The 21,375-nt window shown below is 72.7% G+C and carries 18 protein-coding genes; 5 read left to right on the top strand and 13 right to left on the bottom strand.

Going from position 1 to position 21,375, the window contains the following annotated elements:
• Positions 1-5: 5 nt before the first annotated feature.
• Positions 6-1,664, bottom strand: coding sequence for a CTP synthase (locus GTY47_RS24980; RefSeq protein ID WP_010046033.1), 1,659 nt, complete (start codon positions 1,662-1,664; stop codon positions 6-8).
• 518 nt (positions 1,665-2,182) lie between these two features.
• Between GTY47_RS24980 and GTY47_RS24975 the strand changes: the two genes are divergently transcribed.
• Together GTY47_RS24975 and GTY47_RS24970 are read left to right on the top strand one after the other, a co-directional pair.
• The gene (locus tag GTY47_RS24975) at positions 2,183-3,985 is read left to right on the top strand and encodes a glycoside hydrolase family 15 protein (RefSeq protein ID WP_010046031.1); all 1,803 of its coding nucleotides are present in this window, start codon (positions 2,183-2,185) and stop codon (positions 3,983-3,985) included.
• A gap of 69 nt (positions 3,986-4,054) precedes the next feature.
• Positions 4,055-5,437 (top strand): FAD-binding oxidoreductase, encoded by a 1,383-nt coding sequence (locus GTY47_RS24970; RefSeq protein ID WP_010046030.1) that lies wholly within the window; start codon positions 4,055-4,057, stop codon positions 5,435-5,437.
• On the opposite strand, the gene GTY47_RS24965 is transcribed toward GTY47_RS24970, so the two are convergent.
• Positions 5,424-6,380: an LLM class F420-dependent oxidoreductase gene (locus GTY47_RS24965; RefSeq protein WP_010046029.1), complete on the bottom strand. Its 957-nt coding sequence runs from the start codon at positions 6,378-6,380 to the stop codon at positions 5,424-5,426. The two genes, GTY47_RS24970 and GTY47_RS24965, sit on opposite strands and share 14 nt — an antisense overlap.
• 126 nt (positions 6,381-6,506) lie before the next feature.
• On the opposite strand from GTY47_RS24965, the gene GTY47_RS24960 reads away from it, so the two are divergent.
• Positions 6,507-8,174 carry a PucR family transcriptional regulator ligand-binding domain-containing protein gene (locus GTY47_RS24960; protein WP_010046027.1) on the top strand — a complete coding sequence of 556 codons (1,668 nt, stop codon included), beginning with the start codon at positions 6,507-6,509 and terminating at the stop codon, positions 8,172-8,174.
• A gap of 83 nt (positions 8,175-8,257) precedes the next feature.
• Here the strand turns inward: GTY47_RS24960 and GTY47_RS24955 are convergent, their stop codons facing one another.
• The 5 genes from GTY47_RS24955 to GTY47_RS24935 form a co-directional block, all read right to left on the bottom strand.
• On the bottom strand, positions 8,258-9,403 hold the full coding sequence (locus tag GTY47_RS24955; protein ID WP_029181605.1) for a glycosyltransferase family 4 protein: 1,146 nt from the start codon (positions 9,401-9,403) through the stop codon (positions 8,258-8,260).
• Positions 9,404-9,614: 211 nt separating this feature from the next.
• Positions 9,615-11,333: a DNA repair protein RecN gene (gene recN, locus GTY47_RS24950; RefSeq protein ID WP_029181604.1), complete on the bottom strand. Its 1,719-nt coding sequence runs from the start codon at positions 11,331-11,333 to the stop codon at positions 9,615-9,617.
• 171 nt (positions 11,334-11,504) lie between these two features.
• Positions 11,505-12,410 carry an NAD kinase gene (locus tag GTY47_RS24945; protein ID WP_029181603.1) on the bottom strand — a complete coding sequence of 302 codons (906 nt, stop codon included), beginning with the start codon at positions 12,408-12,410 and terminating at the stop codon, positions 11,505-11,507.
• Positions 12,407-13,222, bottom strand: coding sequence for a TlyA family RNA methyltransferase (locus GTY47_RS24940; protein ID WP_010046018.1), 816 nt, complete (start codon positions 13,220-13,222; stop codon positions 12,407-12,409). The genes GTY47_RS24945 and GTY47_RS24940 overlap by 4 nt, the downstream gene beginning before the upstream one ends.
• A 7-nt stretch (positions 13,223-13,229) precedes the next feature.
• A complete protein-coding gene (locus GTY47_RS24935) occupies positions 13,230-13,538 on the bottom strand; it encodes a hypothetical protein (protein WP_010046016.1) in 309 nt (102 codons plus the stop codon).
• A 42-nt stretch (positions 13,539-13,580) separates the two neighbouring features.
• Between GTY47_RS24935 and GTY47_RS24930 the strand changes: the two genes are divergently transcribed.
• Positions 13,581-13,928, top strand: a complete 348-nt coding sequence (locus tag GTY47_RS24930) for a sterol-binding protein (RefSeq protein ID WP_010046015.1) — start codon at positions 13,581-13,583, stop codon at positions 13,926-13,928.
• On the opposite strand, the gene GTY47_RS24925 is transcribed toward GTY47_RS24930, so the two are convergent.
• From GTY47_RS24925 to GTY47_RS24910, 4 genes are all read right to left on the bottom strand, one after another.
• Entirely contained in the window at positions 13,912-14,778 is an 867-nt protein-coding gene (locus GTY47_RS24925; RefSeq protein ID WP_078602949.1) for an ABC transporter ATP-binding protein, read from the bottom strand. The two genes, GTY47_RS24930 and GTY47_RS24925, sit on opposite strands and share 17 nt — an antisense overlap.
• Positions 14,775-15,815 carry an iron chelate uptake ABC transporter family permease subunit gene (locus tag GTY47_RS24920; protein WP_010046013.1) on the bottom strand — a complete coding sequence of 347 codons (1,041 nt, stop codon included), beginning with the start codon at positions 15,813-15,815 and terminating at the stop codon, positions 14,775-14,777. Before GTY47_RS24920 ends, GTY47_RS24925 begins: the two co-directional genes overlap by 4 nt.
• Entirely contained in the window at positions 15,812-16,855 is a 1,044-nt protein-coding gene (locus GTY47_RS24915; protein WP_029181602.1) for an iron chelate uptake ABC transporter family permease subunit, read from the bottom strand. Before GTY47_RS24915 ends, GTY47_RS24920 begins: the two co-directional genes overlap by 4 nt.
• A gap of 106 nt (positions 16,856-16,961) precedes the next feature.
• Entirely contained in the window at positions 16,962-17,993 is a 1,032-nt protein-coding gene (locus tag GTY47_RS24910; RefSeq protein ID WP_010046009.1) for an HAD hydrolase-like protein, read from the bottom strand.
• A 72-nt stretch (positions 17,994-18,065) separates the two neighbouring features.
• On the opposite strand from GTY47_RS24910, the gene GTY47_RS24905 reads away from it, so the two are divergent.
• Positions 18,066-19,358 carry a DUF1015 domain-containing protein gene (locus GTY47_RS24905; RefSeq protein ID WP_029181601.1) on the top strand — a complete coding sequence of 431 codons (1,293 nt, stop codon included), beginning with the start codon at positions 18,066-18,068 and terminating at the stop codon, positions 19,356-19,358.
• 63 nt (positions 19,359-19,421) lie between these two features.
• Here the strand turns inward: GTY47_RS24905 and GTY47_RS40410 are convergent, their stop codons facing one another.
• The gene (locus GTY47_RS40410; protein ID WP_029181600.1) at positions 19,422-20,153 is read right to left on the bottom strand and encodes a tetratricopeptide repeat protein; all 732 of its coding nucleotides are present in this window, start codon (positions 20,151-20,153) and stop codon (positions 19,422-19,424) included.
• Positions 20,045-21,148 carry a hypothetical protein gene (locus GTY47_RS40405; RefSeq protein WP_202458669.1) on the bottom strand — a complete coding sequence of 368 codons (1,104 nt, stop codon included), beginning with the start codon at positions 21,146-21,148 and terminating at the stop codon, positions 20,045-20,047. The genes GTY47_RS40410 and GTY47_RS40405 overlap by 109 nt, the downstream gene beginning before the upstream one ends.
• Between the last annotated feature and the right edge of the window lie 227 nt (positions 21,149-21,375).

The raw sequence follows: 21,375 nt of genomic DNA, 5'->3' as shown, positions 1-21,375 counted from the left end.
GTGTGTTACTTCGAAGTCTTCCGCTCGACCGCGGCCTTGACGAGCCCGGCGAACAGCGGGTGCGGGCGCGTCGGGCGCGAGCGCAGCTCCGGGTGCGCCTGGGTGGCGACCAGGTACGGGTGGACGTCGCGCGGGTACTCGACGTACTCGACGAGCTTGCCGTCCGGCGAGGTGCCGGAGAACAGGATGCCCGCCCTCTTCTCCAGCTCGGCGCGGTAGGCGTTGTTCACCTCGTAGCGGTGCCGGTGGCGCTCCTCGACGTACTCCTTGCCGTCGTACACCTCGCGCACGATGGAGCCCTCGGCCAGCTTCGCCGGGTACATGCCGAGCCGCATGGTGCCGCCCATGTCGCCCTCGCCGGCGACGATGTCGAGCTGCTCGGCCATCGTGGAGATGACCGGGTGGGCGGTGGCCGGGTCGAACTCGGTGGAGTTGGCGTCGGTGATGTCCGCGAGGTTGCGCGCGGCCTCGATCACGATGCACTGCAGGCCGAGGCAGAGGCCGAGCAGCGGGATCCTGTTCTCGCGGGCGTACTTGATCGCTCCGACCTTGCCGAGCACGCCGCGGTCGCCGAAGCCGCCGGGGATGCAGATGCCGTCGACGTCGCCGAGCTGCTGGGCCGCGCCCGCCGGGGTCTTGCAGTCGTCGGAGGTGACCCACTTGATCTTCACGCGGGCCCGGTTGGCGAAGCCGCCGGCGCGCAGCGCCTCGGTGACCGACAGGTAGGCGTCGGGCAGGTCGATGTACTTGCCGACCAGTGCGAGGGTGATCTCGTGGTCGGGGTTGTGGACGCGGTCGAGCAGGTCGTCCCAGGTCGTCCAGTCGACGTCCCGGAACGGCAGGTCCAGCTTGCGGACCACGTAGGCGTCCAGGCCCTCGCCGTGCACGGTCTTCGGGATGTCGTAGATCGAGCGGGCGTCGGGGCAGGCGACGACGGCGGCCTCGTCGACGTCGCACATCAGCGAGATCTTCCGCTTGATCGCGGTCGGCACCTCGCGGTCGCACCGCAGCACGATCGCGTCCGGCTGGATACCGATGTTGCGCAGGGCCGCAACCGAGTGCTGTGTGGGCTTCGTCTTCAGCTCACCCGAGGGGCCGATGTACGGCAGGAGCGAGATATGGACGACGAAGACGTTGTCGCGGCCGACCTCGTGCCGGACCTGGCGGACGGTCTCCAGGAACGGCAGCGACTCGATGTCGCCGACCGTGCCGCCGACCTCCGTGATCACGACGTCGACCTCGTCCGTCGCCATGCGGCGGATGCGGTGCTTGATCTCGTTGGTGATGTGCGGGATGACCTGCACGGTGTCGCCCAGGTACTCGCCGCGCCGCTCCTTGGCGATCACGGTGGAGTACACCTGGCCGGTGGTGACGTTCGCGGAGCCGTCCAGGTCGCGGTCGAGGAAGCGCTCGTAGTGGCCGATGTCCAGGTCGGTCTCTGCGCCGTCGTTGGTGACGAACACCTCACCGTGCTGGAAGGGGTTCATCGTGCCGGGGTCGACGTTCAGGTACGGGTCGAGCTTCTGCATCACGACGCGCAGGCCCCGGGCCTTGAGCAGCATGCCGAGGCTGGAGGCCGTCAGGCCCTTGCCGAGCGAGGAGGCGACACCCCCGGTGACGAAGATGTGCTTGGTCGTCGAGTTTCGAAAAGCAGCGGGCGGCATGGCCAAGAGGGGGCTCCCGTGGTCGCGGTCTGGGGGTGCGGTGCGGCTGCCTGCCGGAGTTTTCCGGGGGTTGCCGTCGCTGCGGTTCGGGGGTTTGCTGCCCACCGGTCCACGGGCTACCAGCGTATCAGCGCCGCGGGGCGATGGCTTCCGGCCACGCTCCGCGCACGCGCCGCCACGGAGACGGCAACCCACACCGGTCTCTCACCCCTTGCTCACTCGTTCGGCGTACTCGCCTTGCCCGGAGCGGCACCCAGATCATCTGCATGCGTCGTATCCTGCTCGGACACTCGCTGCCGAGCCCGCCCGGCCCCACGGCAACCACCCCCGCCCGTAAGCACCGGAACAACGTGAGCTCGTCAGTTCGTTGAGCAACAATTGGCACTTTGCATCACGGCAGAGCGACCTGTTTTGCTTCATCGCTCAACGACGGATTGCAAGACTGCTGAAAACCCCCCTTGACCGCACTAGCGACAGCCCCCTCGTGGGGTGACGTGGCCGTTCGACTGGAGTTGCACGTGGCCGGGCGCATCGAAGACTACGCACTCATCGGAGACATGCAGACCGCTGCCCTGGTCTGCCGGGACGGCACAGTCGACTGGCTGTGCCTGCCCCGCTTCGACTCGCACGCCATCTTCGCCGGCCTGCTGGGCAACGAGGAGCACGGCTTCTGGCGGCTCGGCCCGGCGTACGCCTCCGACCAGCAGCCGCCCACCGCGGCCCGGCGCAGCTACCGCGGTGACTCGCTGATCCTGGAGTCCGAGTGGGACACCCAGCGGGGCACGGTCCGGGTGACCGATTTCATGCCGCCGCGTGACGGCGCCCCGCAGCTGATCCGGATCGTGGAGGGCGTCTCGGGCCGGGTGCCGATGCGCTCGGCGCTGCGGATGCGGTTCTCCTACGGGCGGGTGGTGCCGTGGGTGCACAAGCACGAGGGGCGCACCGTGGCCGTGGCGGGCCCCGACTCCGTGTGGTTCGACACATCCGCCGAGACCTACGGCAAGTCGCTGACCACGTACGCGGACTTCACCGTCGCGCCGGGTGACCGGATCGCGTTCACGATCTCCTGGCAGCCCTCGCACAAGGAGCCGCCGCCGCTGCCCGAGCCCGAGCAGTCGCTGGAGGCGACGGAGGACTTCTGGCGCGAGTGGGTCGACCACTGCACGTACCACGGCCCCTACCGGGAGGCGGTGGTCCGCTCGCTGATCACGCTGAAGGCCCTGACGTACGCCCCGACCGGCGGCATCGTCGCCGCGCCGACCACGTCCCTGCCGGAGGACATCGGTGGCGTCCGTAACTGGGACTACCGCTACACGTGGCTGCGGGACGCGGCGATCACCCTGTCCTCACTGCTGCGCACCGGCTACCGCGAGGAGGCCCGCGCCTGGCGCGAGTGGCTGCTGCGGGCCGTGGCCGGCGACCCGGAGAACCTCCAGATCATGTACGGCATCGCCGGCGAGCGCGAGCTCGGCGAGGCGGAGCTGGACTGGCTGCCGGGCTACGAGAACTCCACCCCGGTCCGGGTCGGCAACGGCGCCGCGCACCAGCTCCAGCTGGACGTCTACGGCGAGGTCACCGAGGCCCTGCACCTGGCCCACATGACGGGCCTCGCCCGCAACGACTACGCCTCGCTGCTCCAGCTGAAGCTGATCCGCTACCTGGAGGACCACTGGCAGAACCCGGACGAGGGCATCTGGGAGGTGCGCGGCCCGCGCCGCCACTTCGTGCACTCCAAGGTGATGGCCTGGGTCGCCGTCGACCGCACGATCAAGCTGATCGAGTCCGGCGACGCGGACGGCCCGCTGGAGCGCTGGAAGGAGCTGCGCGACGACATCCACCGGGACGTGTGCGAGAAGGGCTACGACAAGGAACGCAACACCTTCACGCAGTCGTACGGCTCGAAGGAGCTGGACGCGTCGCTGCTGCTGATCCCGCAGATGGGCTTCCTGCCGCCGGACGACAAGCGCGTCATCGGCACCATCGAGGCGATCCAGCGGGAGCTGTCCACGCCGGACGGCTTCATCCTGCGCTACCCGACCTCGGGCGGCGACGAGGGTGTCGACGGCCTGCCCGGTGACGAGGGCGCGTTCCTGGCCTGCTCGTTCTGGATGGCCGACGACCTGGCGATGATCGGCCGCGTGGACGAGGCCCGCAAGCTGTTCGAGAAGCTGCTGTCGCTGCGCAACGACCTCGGCCTGCTGGCGGAGGAGTGGGACCCGCGCCTGCAGCGCCAGGTCGGCAACTTCCCGCAGGCGTTCAGCCACGTGCCGCTGATCGACACGGCGCTGCGTCTGACGGCTTCGGGGGCCTACGGCGGCTGAACGGGCCCGACCGGCCGTGGCCGCCTAGGCTTGAAGCGGACAATTCCCCCTTTTGGGAAGGGGGCGGCCATGGCTTCCCTCTCGAAGGCGGGCGCGGCCCTCACCGCGCTGCGCGAGGATCTGACCGGCGACGTGTTCGCTCCGGAGGACCCGGGCTACGACGAGGCCCGGGCCGTCTTCAACGCCATGATCGACCGACGGCCCGCCGTGCTCGCGCAGTGCGCCGACGAGGACGACGTCGTGCGGGCCGTGCGGTTCGCCAGGGAGCTGGATCTGCCCGTCGCGGTCCGGGGCGGCGGCCACAGCGTGGCGGGCATGGCCGTGAGCGACGGCGGCGTGGTGGTCGATCTGCGCCGGATGCACGAGGTGACCGTGGATCCGGCGGCCCAGGCGGTCCGGGTCGCCGGCGGGGCCACGATGAGCCACCTGGACCGGGCCACCCAGCCGTACGGACTGGCGACGACCGGCGGTCGTGCCTCCACCACCGGCGTCGGCGGCTTCGTGCTGGGCGGCGGCACCGGCTGGCTCGACCGCTGGTGCGGGCTCGCCGTCGACAACCTGCTGGGAGTCGAACTCGTCACCGCCGACGGCACCCGTGTCCACGCCGACGCGGACGAGAACCCGGACCTGTTCTGGGCCCTGCACGGCGGCGGCGGTAACTTCGGCGTCGCCACGGCGATGACGCTGCGGCTGCACGAACTGCCCGAGTTCTCCATCGCGCTGGTGCTGTACCTGCCGGAACACGGCCCGGACGTGGTGCGCACCTACCGCGAGGTGATCGCGCACGGGCCCGACGAGGCGGGCGGTGGCGCCCTCTATTTCACCGGCCCGCCGGAGGAGTTCGTGCCCGAGCACCTCGTGGGCACGCTCGTGTGCGGCACGCTGCTGACGTACGCCGGCGGCGAGGACGACATGCGCAAGGTCGCCCAGCCCCTGCTGGCCCTGCCGCACGAGGCCGAGATCGTCGGCGCGATGCCGTACGCCGACGTCCAGTGCATGATCGACGACCCGCCGGGCATGCGGAACTACTGGTCGGCGGAGTACCTGACGGGCGCGCCCGACGACTTCGTGGACGTCTTCTGCGCCCGGGCCGCGTCCATGCCGGTGCCCACCGGCACCCAGCACGTGCTGTTCCCGCAGGGCGGGGCGATCGCCGACGGCCCGGGCGAGTATCCGGTGCCCTACCGGGACGCGCCCTGGGCGGTGCATCCCTTCGGCATCTGGGAGGACCCGGCGGACGACGAGCGGTGCGTGCGGTGGGTGCGGGACGTGCGCGCCGACGTGCGGCCGTGGAGCACCGGTGCCGTCTACCTGAACTTCATCGGTGACGAGGGCACCGATCGGGTGGTCGCGGGACTGGGCGCGGAGAACACCCGGCGGCTGGCGGAGCTGAAGCGGCGTTACGACCCGGACAACGTGTTCCGCTTCAACCACAACATCACGCCGGCCTGAGGGCCGTGAGCGTCCGCTCCCCCGCCACGTCGCCCGCCGTGGCCGGGACCAGGGCGATCTCGTCGAGGCCGGCCTCGGCGTAGGCGTCGATGCGGGCGCGGACGGTACCGACATCGCCGACCAGCGCGACCCTCTCCGCGGCCTCGGGCGGCAGGGCCCGCAGCAGCGTGTCGGGGTCGGCACCCTTGGCGGCCAGTTCGACGACCTCGGCGAACCCCGCCTCGACGAACATGTCGCTGTAGCCCGGCACGGTGAGATAGCCGACGACGCTGCGCAGGACCTGGGTGAGCGTCTCGGGCTCCGGATCCACGGCGGCGGGCAGCCAGGCGGCCAGCCGGGGCGGCGTACGCCCGGCCCGCTCGGCGGCGGCGAGCATCCGGGCCCGCAGCATGCGGACCTGCTCGGGGGAGACGATGTCGAGCAGCATCCGGTCGGCGTGCTCGACGGCCGCGGCGACCGCGCGTTCGCCGAACGCCGCGACGGTGACCATGCCTCCCGGCGGCGGGAGACGGCGCGGGAAACCGCTGCCGGGCACGATCGGCTCGCCCGGCCGGCTGTCCATCAGCGCGCGCACGGCCGCCGCCGACTCCGCGAGGGCGGCGGCGGGCCGGGTCCGCGGCCGGCCGTGCACGCCCTCGACGACGCGCTTGCTGGAGGTGCCCAGGGCCACGCCGACGGGCCGGCCGGTGACGGCCGCGGTGGACGCGGCGCCCCGCACGATGGTGAGCGGGTCGCGCACCGACACCGGGACGGGGCCGGCCGTCAGCGTCGCCTGCTCGGTGGCCGCGCCGATCGCCGTCGCCAGGACGAACGAGTCCCACGTCGGTCCCTCGCCCGCCCACACCTCCCGGTACCCGAGCCGGTCGGCGAGCACCGCCACCCGCAACGGCTCCTCGACCGGGCTGTCGTCCTCACGCCCCACCGCGACCACACTGATGTCCATGACCGCGCCCGTACCCGGTCGATCACGTCGTAATCCGTTGAGATCCGCCGCGGACTCGGGAAGGTGATCGTCCCGGTGCCCCTCCGCAGATGTCCCGGAGGCAGCTGCACGGGTAGCGTCCGGCTCATGGACAGCGGGACGGACAGCGGCTTCGACACCCGGGGCGCCGGGATCACGGTGCAGCGGGCACTGGAGCTGCCGGGGCTGCGCAGTGGGCTGCCCGAGGTGCTGGCGGGGGCCGACCGGCTGGGGCGGACCGTGCGCTGGGTGCACGCCGGTGAGGTGCCGCACATCGCTTCGCTGCTCAAGGGCGGCGAGCTGCTGCTGACCACGGGCTACGGCCTCGGCGCCCGCCCGGCCGAACAGCGGGCGTTCGTGCGCACGCTGGCCGAGCGCGGCATCGCCGCCCTGGTCGTGGAGCTCGGCCCGCGCTTCACACGGCTGCCCGCCGCCCTCGTCGACACGGCCCGTTCGGCCGGGCTGCCGCTCGTCCAGCTGCACCGCGAGGTGCCGTTCGTCACGGTCACGGAGGAGATCCACACCGAGATCGTCAATGGCCACTACGCGCTGCTCCAGCGGGCGGAGGAGGTGCACCGGCGGTGCACGGAGGCCCTGCTGGGCGGCGGCGGGGTGCCCCAGGTCCTCGGCATCCTGGCCGACTTCGGCGGCAACCCCGTCTTCCTGGAGACGGCGGACGGGCAGTTGCTGTACGCCGCGGGGGCCGGTCCCGAGGGCGCGGACCCGCTCCAGGTGTGGGAAGGGCTGCGCGGCCAGCACAAGGACGAGCCGCCGCTCGCGGGCTCGGTCCTGGTGGACGTGCCGGGCGGCGGGCCCGGCAGCGGGGGCGTCCGCGCGCGGCTCGTCCTGCTGCCCGTACGGGCTTCCCTGGCGCCGGTGCACCGGATGGCCGCCGAGCGGGCCGCGGGCATCCTGGCCGTGGTGCTGATGCAGGCACGGCAGGAGGAGGAGCTGGCGGCGCGCGGGCGCGGCGACTTCCTCACGGACCTCGCCGAGGGCCGGGTCACGGCTCAGGACGCCCCGGCGCAGGCGCGCGTCCTCGGCTTCCGGCCGGGCGACGGCCCGCTGCTGCCGGTCGTCATGCGGCTCGGCGACGCCCTGTCGCCGGGGGGAGGCTGGGCCGTGCTCGCCCGGGCGGTGTCCGAGGAACTGGCCTCGGTGGGCGTGCCGGTGCTGCTCGGGGTGCGGCCGGTGGAGAGCCGGGTGCTGGTGCTGCTGGGGCTGCGCTCGGAGGCTGAGCGGGCGACGGTCGCGGACCGGGTCGCGGCGGCGCTGCGGGCCGGGGTCGGCCGGGCCGGGATGCTGCGGCCTGGCGGGCAGCCGCCCGTGGTGGTCGTGGGGGTGGCCGGAGGCTGGACGGCCGCGGCGTCGGGCCTGCGGCACGCGGCCGAGACGGCCACGGCGGCCCAGGGCCTGCCGGACCGGCCCTGGTACGACGCCCGGCGCCTGGACATCGATCTGCTGCTGTGGCGGCTGCGCGACCATCCGGACCTGGCCGCCTTCGTCGACCGGGCCCTCGGCCCGCTCCTGGAACACGACCGGCGCTCCCGTCCGCCGCTGCTGCCCACCCTGTCGACCTACCTCGCCCACGCGGGACGCAAGGCGGAGACGGCCCGGGAGCTCCACCTCAACCGGCAGACGCTCTACAACCGTCTGGCGCGCATCGGGGAGTTGCTGGGCACGGACCTCGACGACCCGCAGACGGTACTGGCCCTGAGCCTGGCGCTGCGGGCCCGCAGGCACGTTCCCCAGGGTCCGCTCCAGGGCGGCCCCTAGGGCCTGTCGTTTGGATCAGGTCGCAGGGAATCGGCGGCATCTCGTCAGCGCCGGTGAGCGGGGTCTGATACAAACGTCAGGCCCTAGGCGAGGGGCCGGGGCTGGGTCAACTCGTCGTACACGCTGAGCACTTGGGCGACCGTCTCGTCCTCGCTCGGCCAGGTCGCCGCCTGCCGGGCGCCCCTGGCCTTCAGCAGCTCCCGGCGCTCGGGGTCGCCGAGCAGGCGTACGACGGTGCCGGCGAGCGCCTCCGCGTCACCGCACGGTACGAGTTCGGCCGCGTCGCCGACGAGTTCCGGGATGCCGCCGACGTCGGTCGCGACGAGCGGCACACGCGTGTGGAGGGCCTCCTGGGCGAGGACGGAGCGCGCCTCCTCCCGCCGGCTCGGCAGCAGGGCGAGGTCGGCGGCGGCGAGCAGGTCGGTGATGTCGTCGCGCCGCCCGATGAGCCGGACGGGCAGCCCCTCGTCCTCGATCCGCTCCTGGAGTTCACCGCGCAGCGGCCCCTCGCCCGCGATCACGACCAGGGGCACGGGGTCGAGCCGGCGCCACGCGCGCGCGGCGTCCAGCAGCACGTCGTACCCCCGGTGCCGCTCCAGAGAGCCGACGGCCATCAGCAACGGCCGTCCGATGGAGCCGAGTTCGGCACGCACCTTGGGCCGCAGCCGGTCGGGATCGTCGGGCTCGACGGACCTGCGGGGGCCGGGCAGCGCGACGGCCGCGAGCCGCGCGTCCCGCGCGCCGCTCCGCCGCGCCCGGTCCACGAGGGCCGAGGTCGTCCCCAGCACCACGGTGGCCGCCTTCACGACCCGCCGCTCCAGCACCCGCAGCAGATGGGCGCGGGCCCCGTCGGCGTGCGCCCGGTCGTGCCACGTCACGACCAGCGGAGTCCGCACGCGCCGCCCGCTGAGAGCGAGCACGGTGCGGAACGAGGCGTGCAGCCCGTGCGCGTGCACCAGATCGGCATCGGCACAGGCCACCCGCAGGGCCGCGACCGACACCGGGTCACTGCTGCGCGGCACATGCACATGGTCGGCCCCGACACCGCTGAAGTCATAGGCGCGCTCCGCCTCATAGGGGGCGCACACCGTGACCTTCACGCCCCGCGCGACGAGCCCCGCAGTCAGGGAGCGCACATGCACACTGCTGGCCGCATTGCCTCCGCCCAGCACCTGAACGGTGCGCAACGGCGACTGGCCATGCGGTGAGTGGCTGCTCACGGGGGTCACGTGGCCGGGCTCCTGGTTCGGGTCGGGCGGTCACCGCGCAGGATTCCCACGCGTCCTCCGCCAAGGATGCCAGGACACATGCGAGTTCCGGGAACGCCCGAAGCCCGGCGGCGCGACAGCGGGGCGCGGCAGCGGGGAGACGCGCCGGGCCGGGTCACCCACACGAGTGAAGATCGGCACGTCTCCCGTCAACTACACGACCGCGTCTTCGCTACAGATCCGCCCGGGCCGTCGCCAGCAGCTCCTCCGCGTGCGCCCGGGCCGTCTCCGAGTCCTCCTGGCCGGCGAGCATCCGGGACAGCTCCCGGACCCGCTCCTCCCCTTCCAGCACCTTCACACCGGAACGGGTGACCGACCCGTCGTTCGTCTTCTCGACCAGCAACTGCCGGTCGGCGAAGGCGGCGACCTGTGGGAGATGGGTCACGACCACGACCTGCGCGGTCTTCGCCAGGCGCGCGAGCCGCCGGCCGATCTCGACCGCCGCCTTGCCACCGACACCGGCGTCGACCTCGTCGAAGAGGTACGTCGGCACGGGATCCGTCCCCGCGAACACGACCTCCACGGCCAGCATCACACGGGACAGCTCACCGCCGGACGCCCCCTTGGCGATCGGCCGCGGCGGCGCGCCCGGGTGCGGGGCGAGCAGCAGCTCGACCTCGTCGGCACCCGCGGGCCCGTACGCGACCGGACGGCCGCCGACCTCGACGCCCTCCGGGTCCTCGGTCTGCCGGATGTCGAAGGACACCCGCGCGTGCGGCATGGCCAGCGAGGCCAGCTCGGCGGTCACGGCCGCGGCGAACCGCTCGGCGGCCTCCGTGCGCGCGTCCGTCAACGCCTGTGCCAGCCCGCCCAGTTCGGCCCGCAGCGCGTCCCGCTCGGCGGTCAGTTCCCCGATCCGCTCGTCGTCGCCGTCGAGTTCGGTCAGCCGGGCGGCACTGCGCTCGGCCCAGGCCAGCACGGCGGCGATGTCCTCGCCGTACTTCCGCGTCAGCCCGGTCAGGGCGGCCCGCCGCTCCTCGACGGCCGCCAGCCGCAGCGGATCGGCGTCCAGGTCGTCGGCGTACCCGGCCAGGTCACCGGCCGCGTCGCGCAGCAGGATCCCGATCTCCCCGATGCGGTCGGCGAGCGCGGCCAGCGCCGGGTCGTGCGACCGTACGGCGTCCAGGGCCCGCTGCGCGCCCGCGACGAGCGTCCCGGCGTCGACGCCCTCCGGGTCCTCCGGATTGCCCGCGAGCGCGGCGTGCGCGACCGCGGCGGCGGACGCCAGGGCCTCGGCGTGCCCGAGCCGCTCGGCCTCCTCGGCGAGCTCCACGTCCTCACCGGCCCGGGGCTCCACGGCGGCGATCTCGTCGAGCCCGTAGCGCAGCATGTCGGCCTCCTGGGCCCGCTCACGCGCGCGCGTGGTGATCTCGTCGAGCTCGGCGGAGACGGCCCGCAGCCGCTTGTACGCCTCGCCGTACTTGGCCAGCGGCACGGCGACCGCGTCGCCCGCGTACCGGTCGAGCGCCTGCCGCTGCCGGGACAGCTTGAGCAGCCCCTGCTGGTCGGTCTGCCCGTGCACGGCCACCAGCTCGTCGGCTAGCTCGGCGAGCACGCCGACGGGCACGCTGCGCCCGCCCAGGTGCGCCCGTGAGCGCCCCTCGGCGGAAACGGTACGGCTGATCAGCAGAGCCCCGTCGTCGAGCTCGGCCCCGGCCTCCTCGGCACGTACGGCGACCGTGGCGTCGTCCGGGACGGTGATCCGCCCCTCCACCACGGCCTTCCCGGCCCCGATCCGCACGAGCGCCGGGTCCGCGCGCCCGCCCAGCAGCAACCCGAGGCTGGTGACCACCATGGTCTTGCCCGCACCCGTCTCACCGGTGACCGCGGTGAACCCGGGCGACAGCTCGACAACGGCGTCGTCGATCACACCGAGCGACCGTATCCGCATCTCCTCCAACACGGACACGACCTTACGAGGTCCGGGCCAGGGATTGCGACTGGCCCGGTCTTGTCACCCACGAGAGTGGCAACGCCCTTCTTTCAGGGGCGCGGGGAACTGCGCTACCAGCCACAACGAACCCGCACCCGCCGACGACGAGCAACCACCCCCCACAAACCGCTAGTGAGGAGCCCCCCGCCACCCGGAAACGGGCAGCGCGAACTTGGCCACCAGCCGGTCCGTGAACGACGCATGATGCAGCCGGGCCAGCCGCACCGGCACAGCCCCCCGCCGCACCTCCACCCGCGCCCCGGGCGGCAACTCCACGGTCCGCCGCCCGTCACACCACAGCACCCCCGGCGGAATGTGTGGCAGAACCTCCACAGCCAACACAGAATCCGGCGATGTCACCAACGGCTTCGCGAACAACGCGTGCGCGCTGATCGGCACCATCAACAACGCCTCGACCTCCGGCCACACCACCGGCCCACCCGCGGAGAACGCGTACGCCGTCGACCCCGTGGGCGTGGCGCACACGATCCCGTCACAGCCGAACCCCGTCACCGGCCGCCCGTCGATCTCCAGGACGACCTCCAGCATCCGCTCGGCGGACACCTTCTGCACGGCCGCCTCGTTCAGCGCCCAGTCCGTGTGCACGATGTCCCCGTTGCGGTGCACCACGACGTCGACGGTCATCCGCTCCTCGACCTCGTACGCCTTGGTCACCACCCGGTCGACGACCTTGTCGAGGTCGTCCCGCTCGGCCTCCGCGAGGAACCCGACCCGCCCGAGGTTGACGCCGAGCATCGGCACGCCCGACGCCCGGGCGAACTCGGCACCGCGCAGCAGCGTGCCGTCACCGCCCAGCACGATGAGCAGCTCACACCCGTCGAGGCACTGCGGAGTGGCCTCCTTGACCAGCTCCACCTCGTCCGGCAGCGGCAGGTCACGCGCCTCGGCCTCCAGGACGCGCACGCCCAGCCTGGAGCGCAGCAGTCCCTTCACCACGAGCTCGGCACTGCGCACGGCGGCGGGCCGCCCGGTGTGGGCGAGCAGGAAAACAGTACGAGCTCGGTTCTCGGTCAACGCGGCCCCTCCGCCACTGCACGGTCGACATCGGCCGGGTCCAGTTCCGGTGCCCCGGCCCGCAGCCACAGAAAGTATTCGACATTCCCCGAAGGCCCGGGCAGCGGACTGGCCGTCACGCCCTTCACCCCGAGCCCCAGTCCCCAGGCCTTCTGGGCCACCCCCGCCACCGCTTCGGCCCGCAGCTGGGTGCTGCGCACGACTCCCCCGCTGCCCAGCCGCTCCTTCCCCACCTCGAACTGCGGCTTGACCATCATCACCAGGTCCGCGTCCGGCTTCACGCACCGCACCAGGGCGGGCAGGACCAGCCCGAGCGGGATGAAGGACAGATCCCCCACGACAAGATCCACAGGCTCCCCATCTATCTCTTCAAGTGTCAATTCGCGTACGTTCGTACGGTCCTTGACGGTGACGCGTTCATCGTTCTGAAGAGACCAGGCGAGTTGTCCGTATCCGACGTCCACGGCGACGACATGGGCGGCGCCCGCCCGCAGCAGGACATCGGTGAAACCGCCGGTGGACGCGCCGGCGTCGAGCGCCCTGCGCCCATCGACGACCAGGCCCTGCGGCATGAACGCCGCCAACGCGCCGGCGAGCTTGTGGCCGCCGCGCGACACGTAGTCGGGGTCGTTGTCGTCGGCCGCGACGACGATCGCGGCCGCGGTCTCCACCTGCGTGGCGGGTTTGGTCGCGACGGTCTTGCCGACGGAGACCCGCCCGGCGGCGATCAGCTGGCCGGCATGCTCACGCGAGCGCGCGAGCTTCCGGCGGACCAGCTCCGCGTCGAGACGGCGGCGAGCGACTCCTGCCACGGTGTGTTCAGCTCCTGTGTTCGTACGGCCGCGGGGGCACCGGAGGTCCCGGGCGGGCGTCGAGCGCGGTGAGCGCGTCGCGCAGCCCCCGGTGTACATCCTCGTACACCTCGACGTGTCCGTCCGTGGCGAGGTGGTCCGCGTCACCGAGCCGGTCCAGGGCCGCGTCCACGTCGGCGTTGCCCGTGGGGGTGCGGGGCACGTCCAGCGGGGCGGGGGCGGCGGGGTCGTCCTCCGGTTCCGGCGCCGGCTCGGGCTCCGGCGCGGGAGCGGGCTCTTCCTCCGCCGCCGGCGTTTCGGGAACTGCGTCTTCCATGCCCCGACGCTACCGCGAACCGCTGCGGTACCGTCGACCGCGATGGCCACGATCGAGGAGTGCCGCAGCGCACTCGACAAGCTCTCCGACAACATGCAGCGCGCCGAAGGGGACGTCCGCGACGCGGCGGCCCTGGACCGTTCGGTGAGCTGCCACATCACGGACCTGGACGTCACCTTCGTCGGCCGCATGCGCGGCGGGCGGATCGAGGTGCACGACACCGTGCAGGGACCGCCGCCGGACAGGGCCGAGATCAGGCTCGCCATGACGGGCGACGACCTGGTCGCCCTGGTCGACGGCGAGCTGAGCTTCGCCAAGGCCTGGGGCTCGGGCCGGGTGAAACTGCACGCGGGTGTGCGCGACCTGCTGCAGCTCAGGAAGCTTCTGTAGCGACCGCCTGCCCGGCCCCGTTCCCTGCCGGGGCCCCGGCGCGTGCCTTGCGCGCCGCCGGCACGACCAGGGGCGTGCCCGTCTCCGGGTCGTCGATGACCTGGCAGCGCAGTCCGAAGACCTCCTCCACCAGGTCGGCCGTGACGATGTCCTTCGGCGTGCCCTCGGCGATGACCCGGCCCTCGCGCAGGGCGATGAGGTGCGTGGCGTAGCGGGCGGCGTGGTTCAGGTCGTGGAGCACGGCGACGAGCGTGCGCCCCTGCTCCTCGTGCAGCTCCGCGCACAGGTCCAGCACGTCGATCTGGTGCTGGATGTCCAGGTACGTCGTCGGTTCGTCGAGCAGCAGCAACGGCGTCTGCTGGGCGAGTGCCATGGCGATCCACACGCGCTGGCGCTGACCGCCCGACAGCTCGTCGACGTAGCGCTCGGCCAGCTCGGCGACGCCGGTCTGCCGCATCGACTCCTGGACGACCCGCTCGTCCTCGGTCGACCACTGGCGCAGGATCCCCTGGTGCGGGTAGCGGCCGCGGCCCACCAGATCGCCGACGGTGATGCCGTCGGGCGCGATGGACGACTGGGGCAGCAGACCGAGCGTCCGCGCGACCTTCTTCGCGGGCATCGACTGGATGGTCCGACCGTCGAGCAGCACCCGGCCCGCACTGGGCTTGAGCATCCGCGACAGCGCCCGCAGGAGCGTCGACTTGCCGCACGCGTTGGGGCCGACGATCACGGTGAAGGAGTTGTCGGGTATCTCCACCGACAGTTGCTCGGCGATCACCCGCTGGTCGTAGGCGAGGGTGACGTTCTCGGCGGACAGACGGTTCACGGTGCTCCTTCGGTTCTTGCTCATATCCGGCCCGCCTTGCGCTCGGTGACCAGCAGCCACAGCAGATAGACACCGCCGAGCACGCCGGTGACCACACCCACGGGCAACTGCTCGGCGCCGAACGCCCGCTGCGAGAGCCAGTCGGCGATGACCAGCAGGGCGGCGCCCATGCACAGGGAGGCCAGCAGGTTCGGGCCCGGCGCACGGGTCAGGCGCCGGGCCAGCTGCGGCGCGGTGAGCGCGACGAAGCTGACGGGACCGGCAGCGGCGGTCGCCGACGCTGTCAGCAACACGGCCGCCACCATCAGCAGCAGCCGTACGCGCTCCACCCGCACCCCGAGGGCGTACGACACGTCGTCACCCATCTCCATCATCCGCAGCCCGCGCGCGTTGCTCAGGACGAGCGGCACGAGCACGGCGCACAGCCCGAGCAGCGGCCACACCTGGGCCCAGTCACGGCCGTCGAGGGATCCGGTCATCCACACGACCGCGCGGGCCGCGTCCACGATGTCGGACTTGGTGAGCAGATAGCCGTTGACCGCCGTGACGATCGCGGAGACACCGATACCGACCAGCACCAGCCGGTATCCGTGCACGCCCCGCTTCCAGGCGAGCACATAGATGGCCAGGCCGGTCACCAGGCCGCCCACCAGCGCGCCGGCGGCGACCTGGTTCGCGCTCCCGGAGAACAGCACGATCACCGTGAGCGCTCCGGCCGTCGCCCCCTGCCCGAGGCCCAGCACGTCCGGACTGCCCAGCGGATTGCGGGAGATGGACTGGAACAGCGCGCCCCCGAGCCCGAGCGAGGCGCCGACCAGCAGCCCGACCAGGACCCGCGGCAGCCGCAGTTCGTTGACGATGAACTCCTGGCCGGCGTTGCCCTCGCCGAACAGCGTCCGCAGCACGTCGGCGGCCGGGATCGGGAAGTCGCCGGTGCCGATGAGCACGACACTCGCCGTGAGCGCCGCGACCAGCAGCAGGAGCACGACGGTGAAGGCCCGCACGTCCAGGCGCACGGAGAGCCCGCCCGGGGTCCTCACAGCACGGTTGGTGGTCTTCACAGCTGCGCCGTCCTCCGCCGTCGTACGAGATAGATGAACACCGGCCCGCCGAGGATCGCGGTGACGATGCCCACCTGCAGTTCCGCGGGCCGGGCCACGATCCGGCCGACGACGTCGGCGCCGAGCAGCAGCACCGGCGACAGGATCGCCGCGTACGGCAGGATCCAGCGCAGGTCGGGCCCGGTGAAGGAACGCACGACGTGCGGCACCATCAGCCCGACGAACACGATCGGCCCGCAGGCCGCGGTCGCCGCCCCGCACAGCACGGTCGCCGCCAGCATGGACAGCGCCCGCGTCCGGTTCAGGTTGGCGCCGAGCGCCTTGGCGGTGTCGTCGCCCATGGCCATGGCGTTGAGCGGCCGGGACAGCGCCAGCGCCAGGACCATGCCGGCCAGCAGGAACGGCAGGACCTGCCTGATGATCGAGTCGCTCGCCGAGGACAGTGAACCGACCGTCCAGAACCGCATCTTGCCGAGCGCCGCGTCGTCCATGATCATCACGGCCTGCAGGTAGCCGTAGAGCGCGGCGCTGAGCGCCGTACCGGCGAGCGCGAGCCGCACCGGCGTCGCGCCCCGGCTGCCGCCCAGGAACCACACCAGCGCCCCGACCGCGGCCGCGCCGAGGAACGCGAACCAGACGTAGCCGCTGAGCGAGGTGATCCCGAGGTACGTGATGGCCGTGACGACCGCGGCGGACGCGCCCGCGTTGATGCCGAGCAGCCCGGGGTCGGCCAGCGGGTTGCGCGTGAGCGCCTGGAGAACCGCTCCGGCCAGACCGAGGGCTGCTCCGGCCAGCAGCCCGAGCACGGTCCGCGACAGCCGCTCCGCGACGACGACGTCGCCGTACGTCCCCGAGTCCTCGAACAAGCCGTGCCAGACCTGCCCGAGGGACAGTTCTTTCGCTCCGATCGCGATACTCGCCAGCGCGACGAGCACCAGGATCGCGACGGCCAGGACGAGCCCAAAGGCACGTATCGCCCGTCGGGCCGGGGGCGCGGGGGCGGTCTCCGCGCGCTGTTCGGGGGGACTCTCGACCAACACGCAGGTTAGGTTAGCCTACCCTGCCATTCGATCTCGATCCCGAGCCCTGCCGCCGCCACGGGCGCCCGACCGGAGCGTGCCCGCGAACCAAGGATCCAACCGGCAGTCAAAGCCCCAGCCTCGCCAGCGACTTCCCTCCGTCCAGCTCGCAGACCCCCGCACCGGCGGCCGTCCACGCCGCGGCACACAACGCGCGCAGCCCGTCCAGCGCCTCACCGTCCCCGTCGAGCTCCAGCCGGTCCGCACCGGCCGTCGCCGTCCAGTCACCGCACCGGAAGCCGCCGTCGCCCGCCTCCACGACATCAGGCTGGCCGCTGAGCATCCCGCGCAGATCGGCGTCCACATACGTCGGCCGGTGCTGCGGCGGCGCCGCCAGCAGCTGAGCGCCGTCGGTCACCCCGGTCAGGACGAGCAGCGAGTCGACCTCCCCGTTGAACGCGCCCTCGATGTCTGTGTCCAGCCGGTCGCCCACCACCAGCGGCCGCTCCGCCCCGGTCCGCAGGATGGTCTCCCGGTGCATCGGCGGCAGCGGCTTGCCCGCGACCTGCGGCTCGGCGCCCGTGGCGATCCGCACCACCTCCACCGCCGCGCCGTTGCCCGGTGCGATACCACGCCCGCTCGGAATCGTCAGGTCGGTGTTCGAGGCGAACCAGGGCACACCGCGCGCGACGGCGTAACTGGCCTCCGCGAAGCGCCCCCACGGCAGCTCGGGACCGCCGTACCCCTGCACCACCGCCACCGGATCGTCGTCCGCCGACTCCACGGGCACCAGCCCGCGCTCGCGCAGCGCCACCCGGAGCCCCTCACCGCCGATCACCAGCACGCGAGCGCCCTGCGGCACCTGCTCGCTGATCAGCCGCGCGACCGCCTGCGCCGAGGTGATGACGTCGTCCGCGCCCGTCGGTATGCCCAGCTCGGTCAGATGCTCGGCCACGGTGTCCGGAGTCCGCAGCGCGTTGTTGGTGACGTACGCCAGACGCATCCCGCCCGTCCGCGCCGTGGCCAGCGACTCCACGGCGTACGCGATCGCGCTCCCGCCCGCGTACACGACACCGTCCAGGTCGAGCAGCGCCGTGTCGTACGCCTCGTTCAGGGCCTGCCCACTGCCCTCGGGCCTCGTCCTGACGCTCCGGCTCATCCCGCATCGCTCCTCGTTCGACGGCTTTCCCCCGATCATCCCCCATGCCACTGACAGCCGTACGATGCCGGGATGAACACAGCAGGTCACTCGGAAGCAACGGAGCGCCGAGGCCTGGAACTCACCCCGTTCCGAGGCCTTCGCTACGACCCCGACCGGGTCGGCAGCCTGGCCGCAGTGACGTCCCCGCCGTACGACGTCGTCGTCCGCCCCGACGGAGTGCACCATCTCCAGTCCGCCGACCCGCACAACATCGTCCGCCTGATCCTCCCCCAGGCCGCCACTCCCAGCGCCCGCAACGACCAGGCCGCGCAGACTTTGCGCCGCTGGCTGTCCGAGGGCGTCCTGACCACCGACCCGGATCCCGGCCTGTACGTCTACGAGCAGCGGGACGGCAACGGCATGCTGCAACGCGGCATCATCGGCGCCCTGCGCGTCTCGGACCCGGCCGAGCAGGTGGTGCTGCCGCACGAGGACGTCATGCCGCACATCGTCGCCGACCGCGCGGCCCTGATGCGGGCCACCTCCGCGAATCTCGAACCCCTCCTGCTGACCTACCGCGGCGACGACTCGACGACCGCCACGGCGGACCTGATCGAGCGCACCGCCGAGCAGCCACCGCTCCTCGCGACCACCACGGAGGACGGCTTCAGCCACCGCCTGTGGTCGGTCACCGCCCCCGCCGACCTGACGACGATCCAGAGCGGCCTGGCCCGTCACCAAGCCCTCATCGCCGACGGCCACCACCGCTGGGCGACCTACCGCCGCCTCCGCACGGAGCACCCCTCCCCCAGCCCGTGGGACCACGGCCTGGTCCTCCTGGTCGACACGGCCCGCTACCCCCTCCGCGTCCGCGCCATCCACCGCCTCCTCCACGACCTGCCGGTCGGCGACGCCGTAGCCGCCCTGGACGGCCACTTCCGCGTGCGCCGCCTCGAAGTCCCCCTGCCCGAAGCCCTGGCGACGCTCGCGGACGCGGCCTGCGCGGGCAACGCGTTCCTGCTCGCCGGCGACGGCGCCTTCCACCTCGTCGACCGACCGGACCCGGACCTCCTGGCCCGCACGGTCCCCGCCGACCGCCCCACCGCCTGGCGCACCCTCGACGCGACGGTCCTGCACGCCACGCTCCTCGACCACGTCTGGCGCATCCCCGAGGACTCCCCCGCCCACATCTCCTACATCCACGACACGGCCGCCACGGTCGCGAAGGCGGAACGCGACGGCGGTACGGCCGTCCTGATGCACCCGGTCCGCGAGGAGGTCGTCCGCGACCTGGCCCGGCAGGGCGTCACCATGCCGCGCAAGTCGACGTCGTTCGGCCCGAAGCCTGCCTCGGGCCTGGTACTGCGCGCGCTGGACCTCTGACGCGCTGTTTCCGACACACGAAGGGGGCGGATCCCGACCGGGACCCGCCCCCTCCGCGCGATGTCAGTCCTTCTCCTCCTCGGCGGTGTCGCCGCCCTCACCCTGGTCCTCGTCCTCGGCCAGGGCGTCCACGAACTCCACCCCGTCCAGCTCGGCGAGCCGGTCCGAGGCGTCCGTGCTGCCGTCCCGGTCGGCCTCCACGGCCTTCGCGAACCACTCCCGCGCCTCGCTCTCCCGCCCGGCCTCCAGCAGTGCGTCGGCGTAGGCGTACCGCAGGCGAGCGGTCCACGGCTGCACGGAGTTGGAGGCCAGCTCCGGGCTCTGCAGCGTCACGATGGCCGCGTCCAGCTGCCCCATGTCCCGCCGCGCACCGGCCGCGACGAGCCGCATCTCGACCTGTCCGGCCTTGTCGAGCTTGTGCACCTCGGGCGCCCCGGCCATGTCCAGCGCCTTCTCCGGCCGTCCGAGCCCGCGCTCGCAGTCGGCCATGACAGGCCACAGGTCGATGTTCCCCGTCATCCGCTTGGCGGCCCGGAACTCGGCCAGCGCCTCGCCGTACTTCTGAGTGGCATACGCGGCGAACCCGGCGGCCTCCCGCACGGCGGCGACCCGCGACGCCAGCCGCAGCGCCACCCTGGAGTAGCCGTACGCGCCCTCGGGGTCCTCGTCGAGGAGCCGCGCGACCATCACCAGGTTCTTCGCGACATCGTCCGCGAGCGTCTTCGGCAGGCTCTGGAGCTCCTGCCGTACGTCCTTGTCGATCTCCTCGCCCGTGACGTCCTCGGGGATCGGCAGCCGCTTGATCGGCTCCCTGTCCCGCTCCCGCTCCTCACGGAACCGGCCGCCGCCACGCCGGTCGTCCCGACGGTCGTCGCGCCGGTCATCACGACCCCGGAAGCCCCCGGGCCGCCCACCGCGATCATCACGCCGCGGGCCACGCCCACGGTCGTCCCGCCCACGGAAACCACCGCGGTCGCCGCGGGTGTCACGGCTGTCGTCTCGCCTGAACTCGCCACGCTCGCTCCGAGGACCGTCGTCCCGGCGGAATCCGCCACGCCCGCCCCGAGGGGCGTCGTCGCGCCGGAAACCGCCGCGCTCCCCGCGGTCGTCCCCGCGACGGTCGTCACGGCGCTCGTCACGGCCGCGGAAGCCACCGCGGTCGTCACGCCGGAAGCCACGGTCGCGGTCGTCGCCGCGGGGGCCACGGTCCCGGTCGTCACGCCGGAAACCGCGGTCACGGTCGTCCCCACGGAAGCCACGGTCCCGGTCGTCGCGCCGGAAGCCACGGTCGCGGTCGTCGCCCCGAGGCCCGCGGTCCCGGTCGTCGCCACGGAAATTACGGTCCCGGTTGTCGCGGCGCTCCGGGGCACGGTCGTCACGCCGGGGGAACCCTCCTCGGTCGCCCTCGCGCCTGTCGTCACGGCGGTCATCGCGCCTGTCGTCCCGACGGTCATCCCGTCGGAAGCCACCGCGCTGCCCGCGGTCATCGCCCCGTCGGTCATCGCGCCGGCTGTCGTCACGGCGGCCGTAGCCACCGCCACGGTTGTCGTCGCGGCGGAACCCGCCACGGTCCCGGTCGTCCCGTCGCTCTCCTCGGTCATCCCGCCGGAAGGAGGGACGGTCACCGCGGTCGTCCCGCCGGAAGCCGCCCCGGTCACGGTCGTCCCTGCGCGGTCCTCGGTCGCGGTCGTCACGCCGGCCGCCACCACCACGGTTGTCATCACGCCGGAAGCCACCACGCTCACCGCGGTCGCTCCGCTCACCTCGGTCGCTGCGGCGGAAGCCGCCACGGTCGCCACGGTCCCCGCGCTGACCGCCGCGGTCGCTCCGGTCCCCCTCCCGTCGCCGCTGGTCGCGCTCCGGTCGGTCGTCGGGAGAGTTGGTGGACATGGTGACTCCTGTCTTCGGTACCGCAAAGTCATTCTCGCGCAGCCGGGTGCCCAGCGCGCAGTGCAAAAACAAAAAGGACCCCTGGTCCCAGCTGAACGCTGGTGACCAGGGGTCCTTCCAAAGATTG

The organism is Streptomyces sp. SID5464, from assembly GCF_009862985.1.
GTDB lineage: Bacteria > Actinomycetota > Actinomycetes > Streptomycetales > Streptomycetaceae > Streptomyces > Streptomyces chartreusis_D.
Note: the sequence above shows the minus strand (reverse complement) of the source record. Positions and strands in the feature narration are given on the sequence as shown.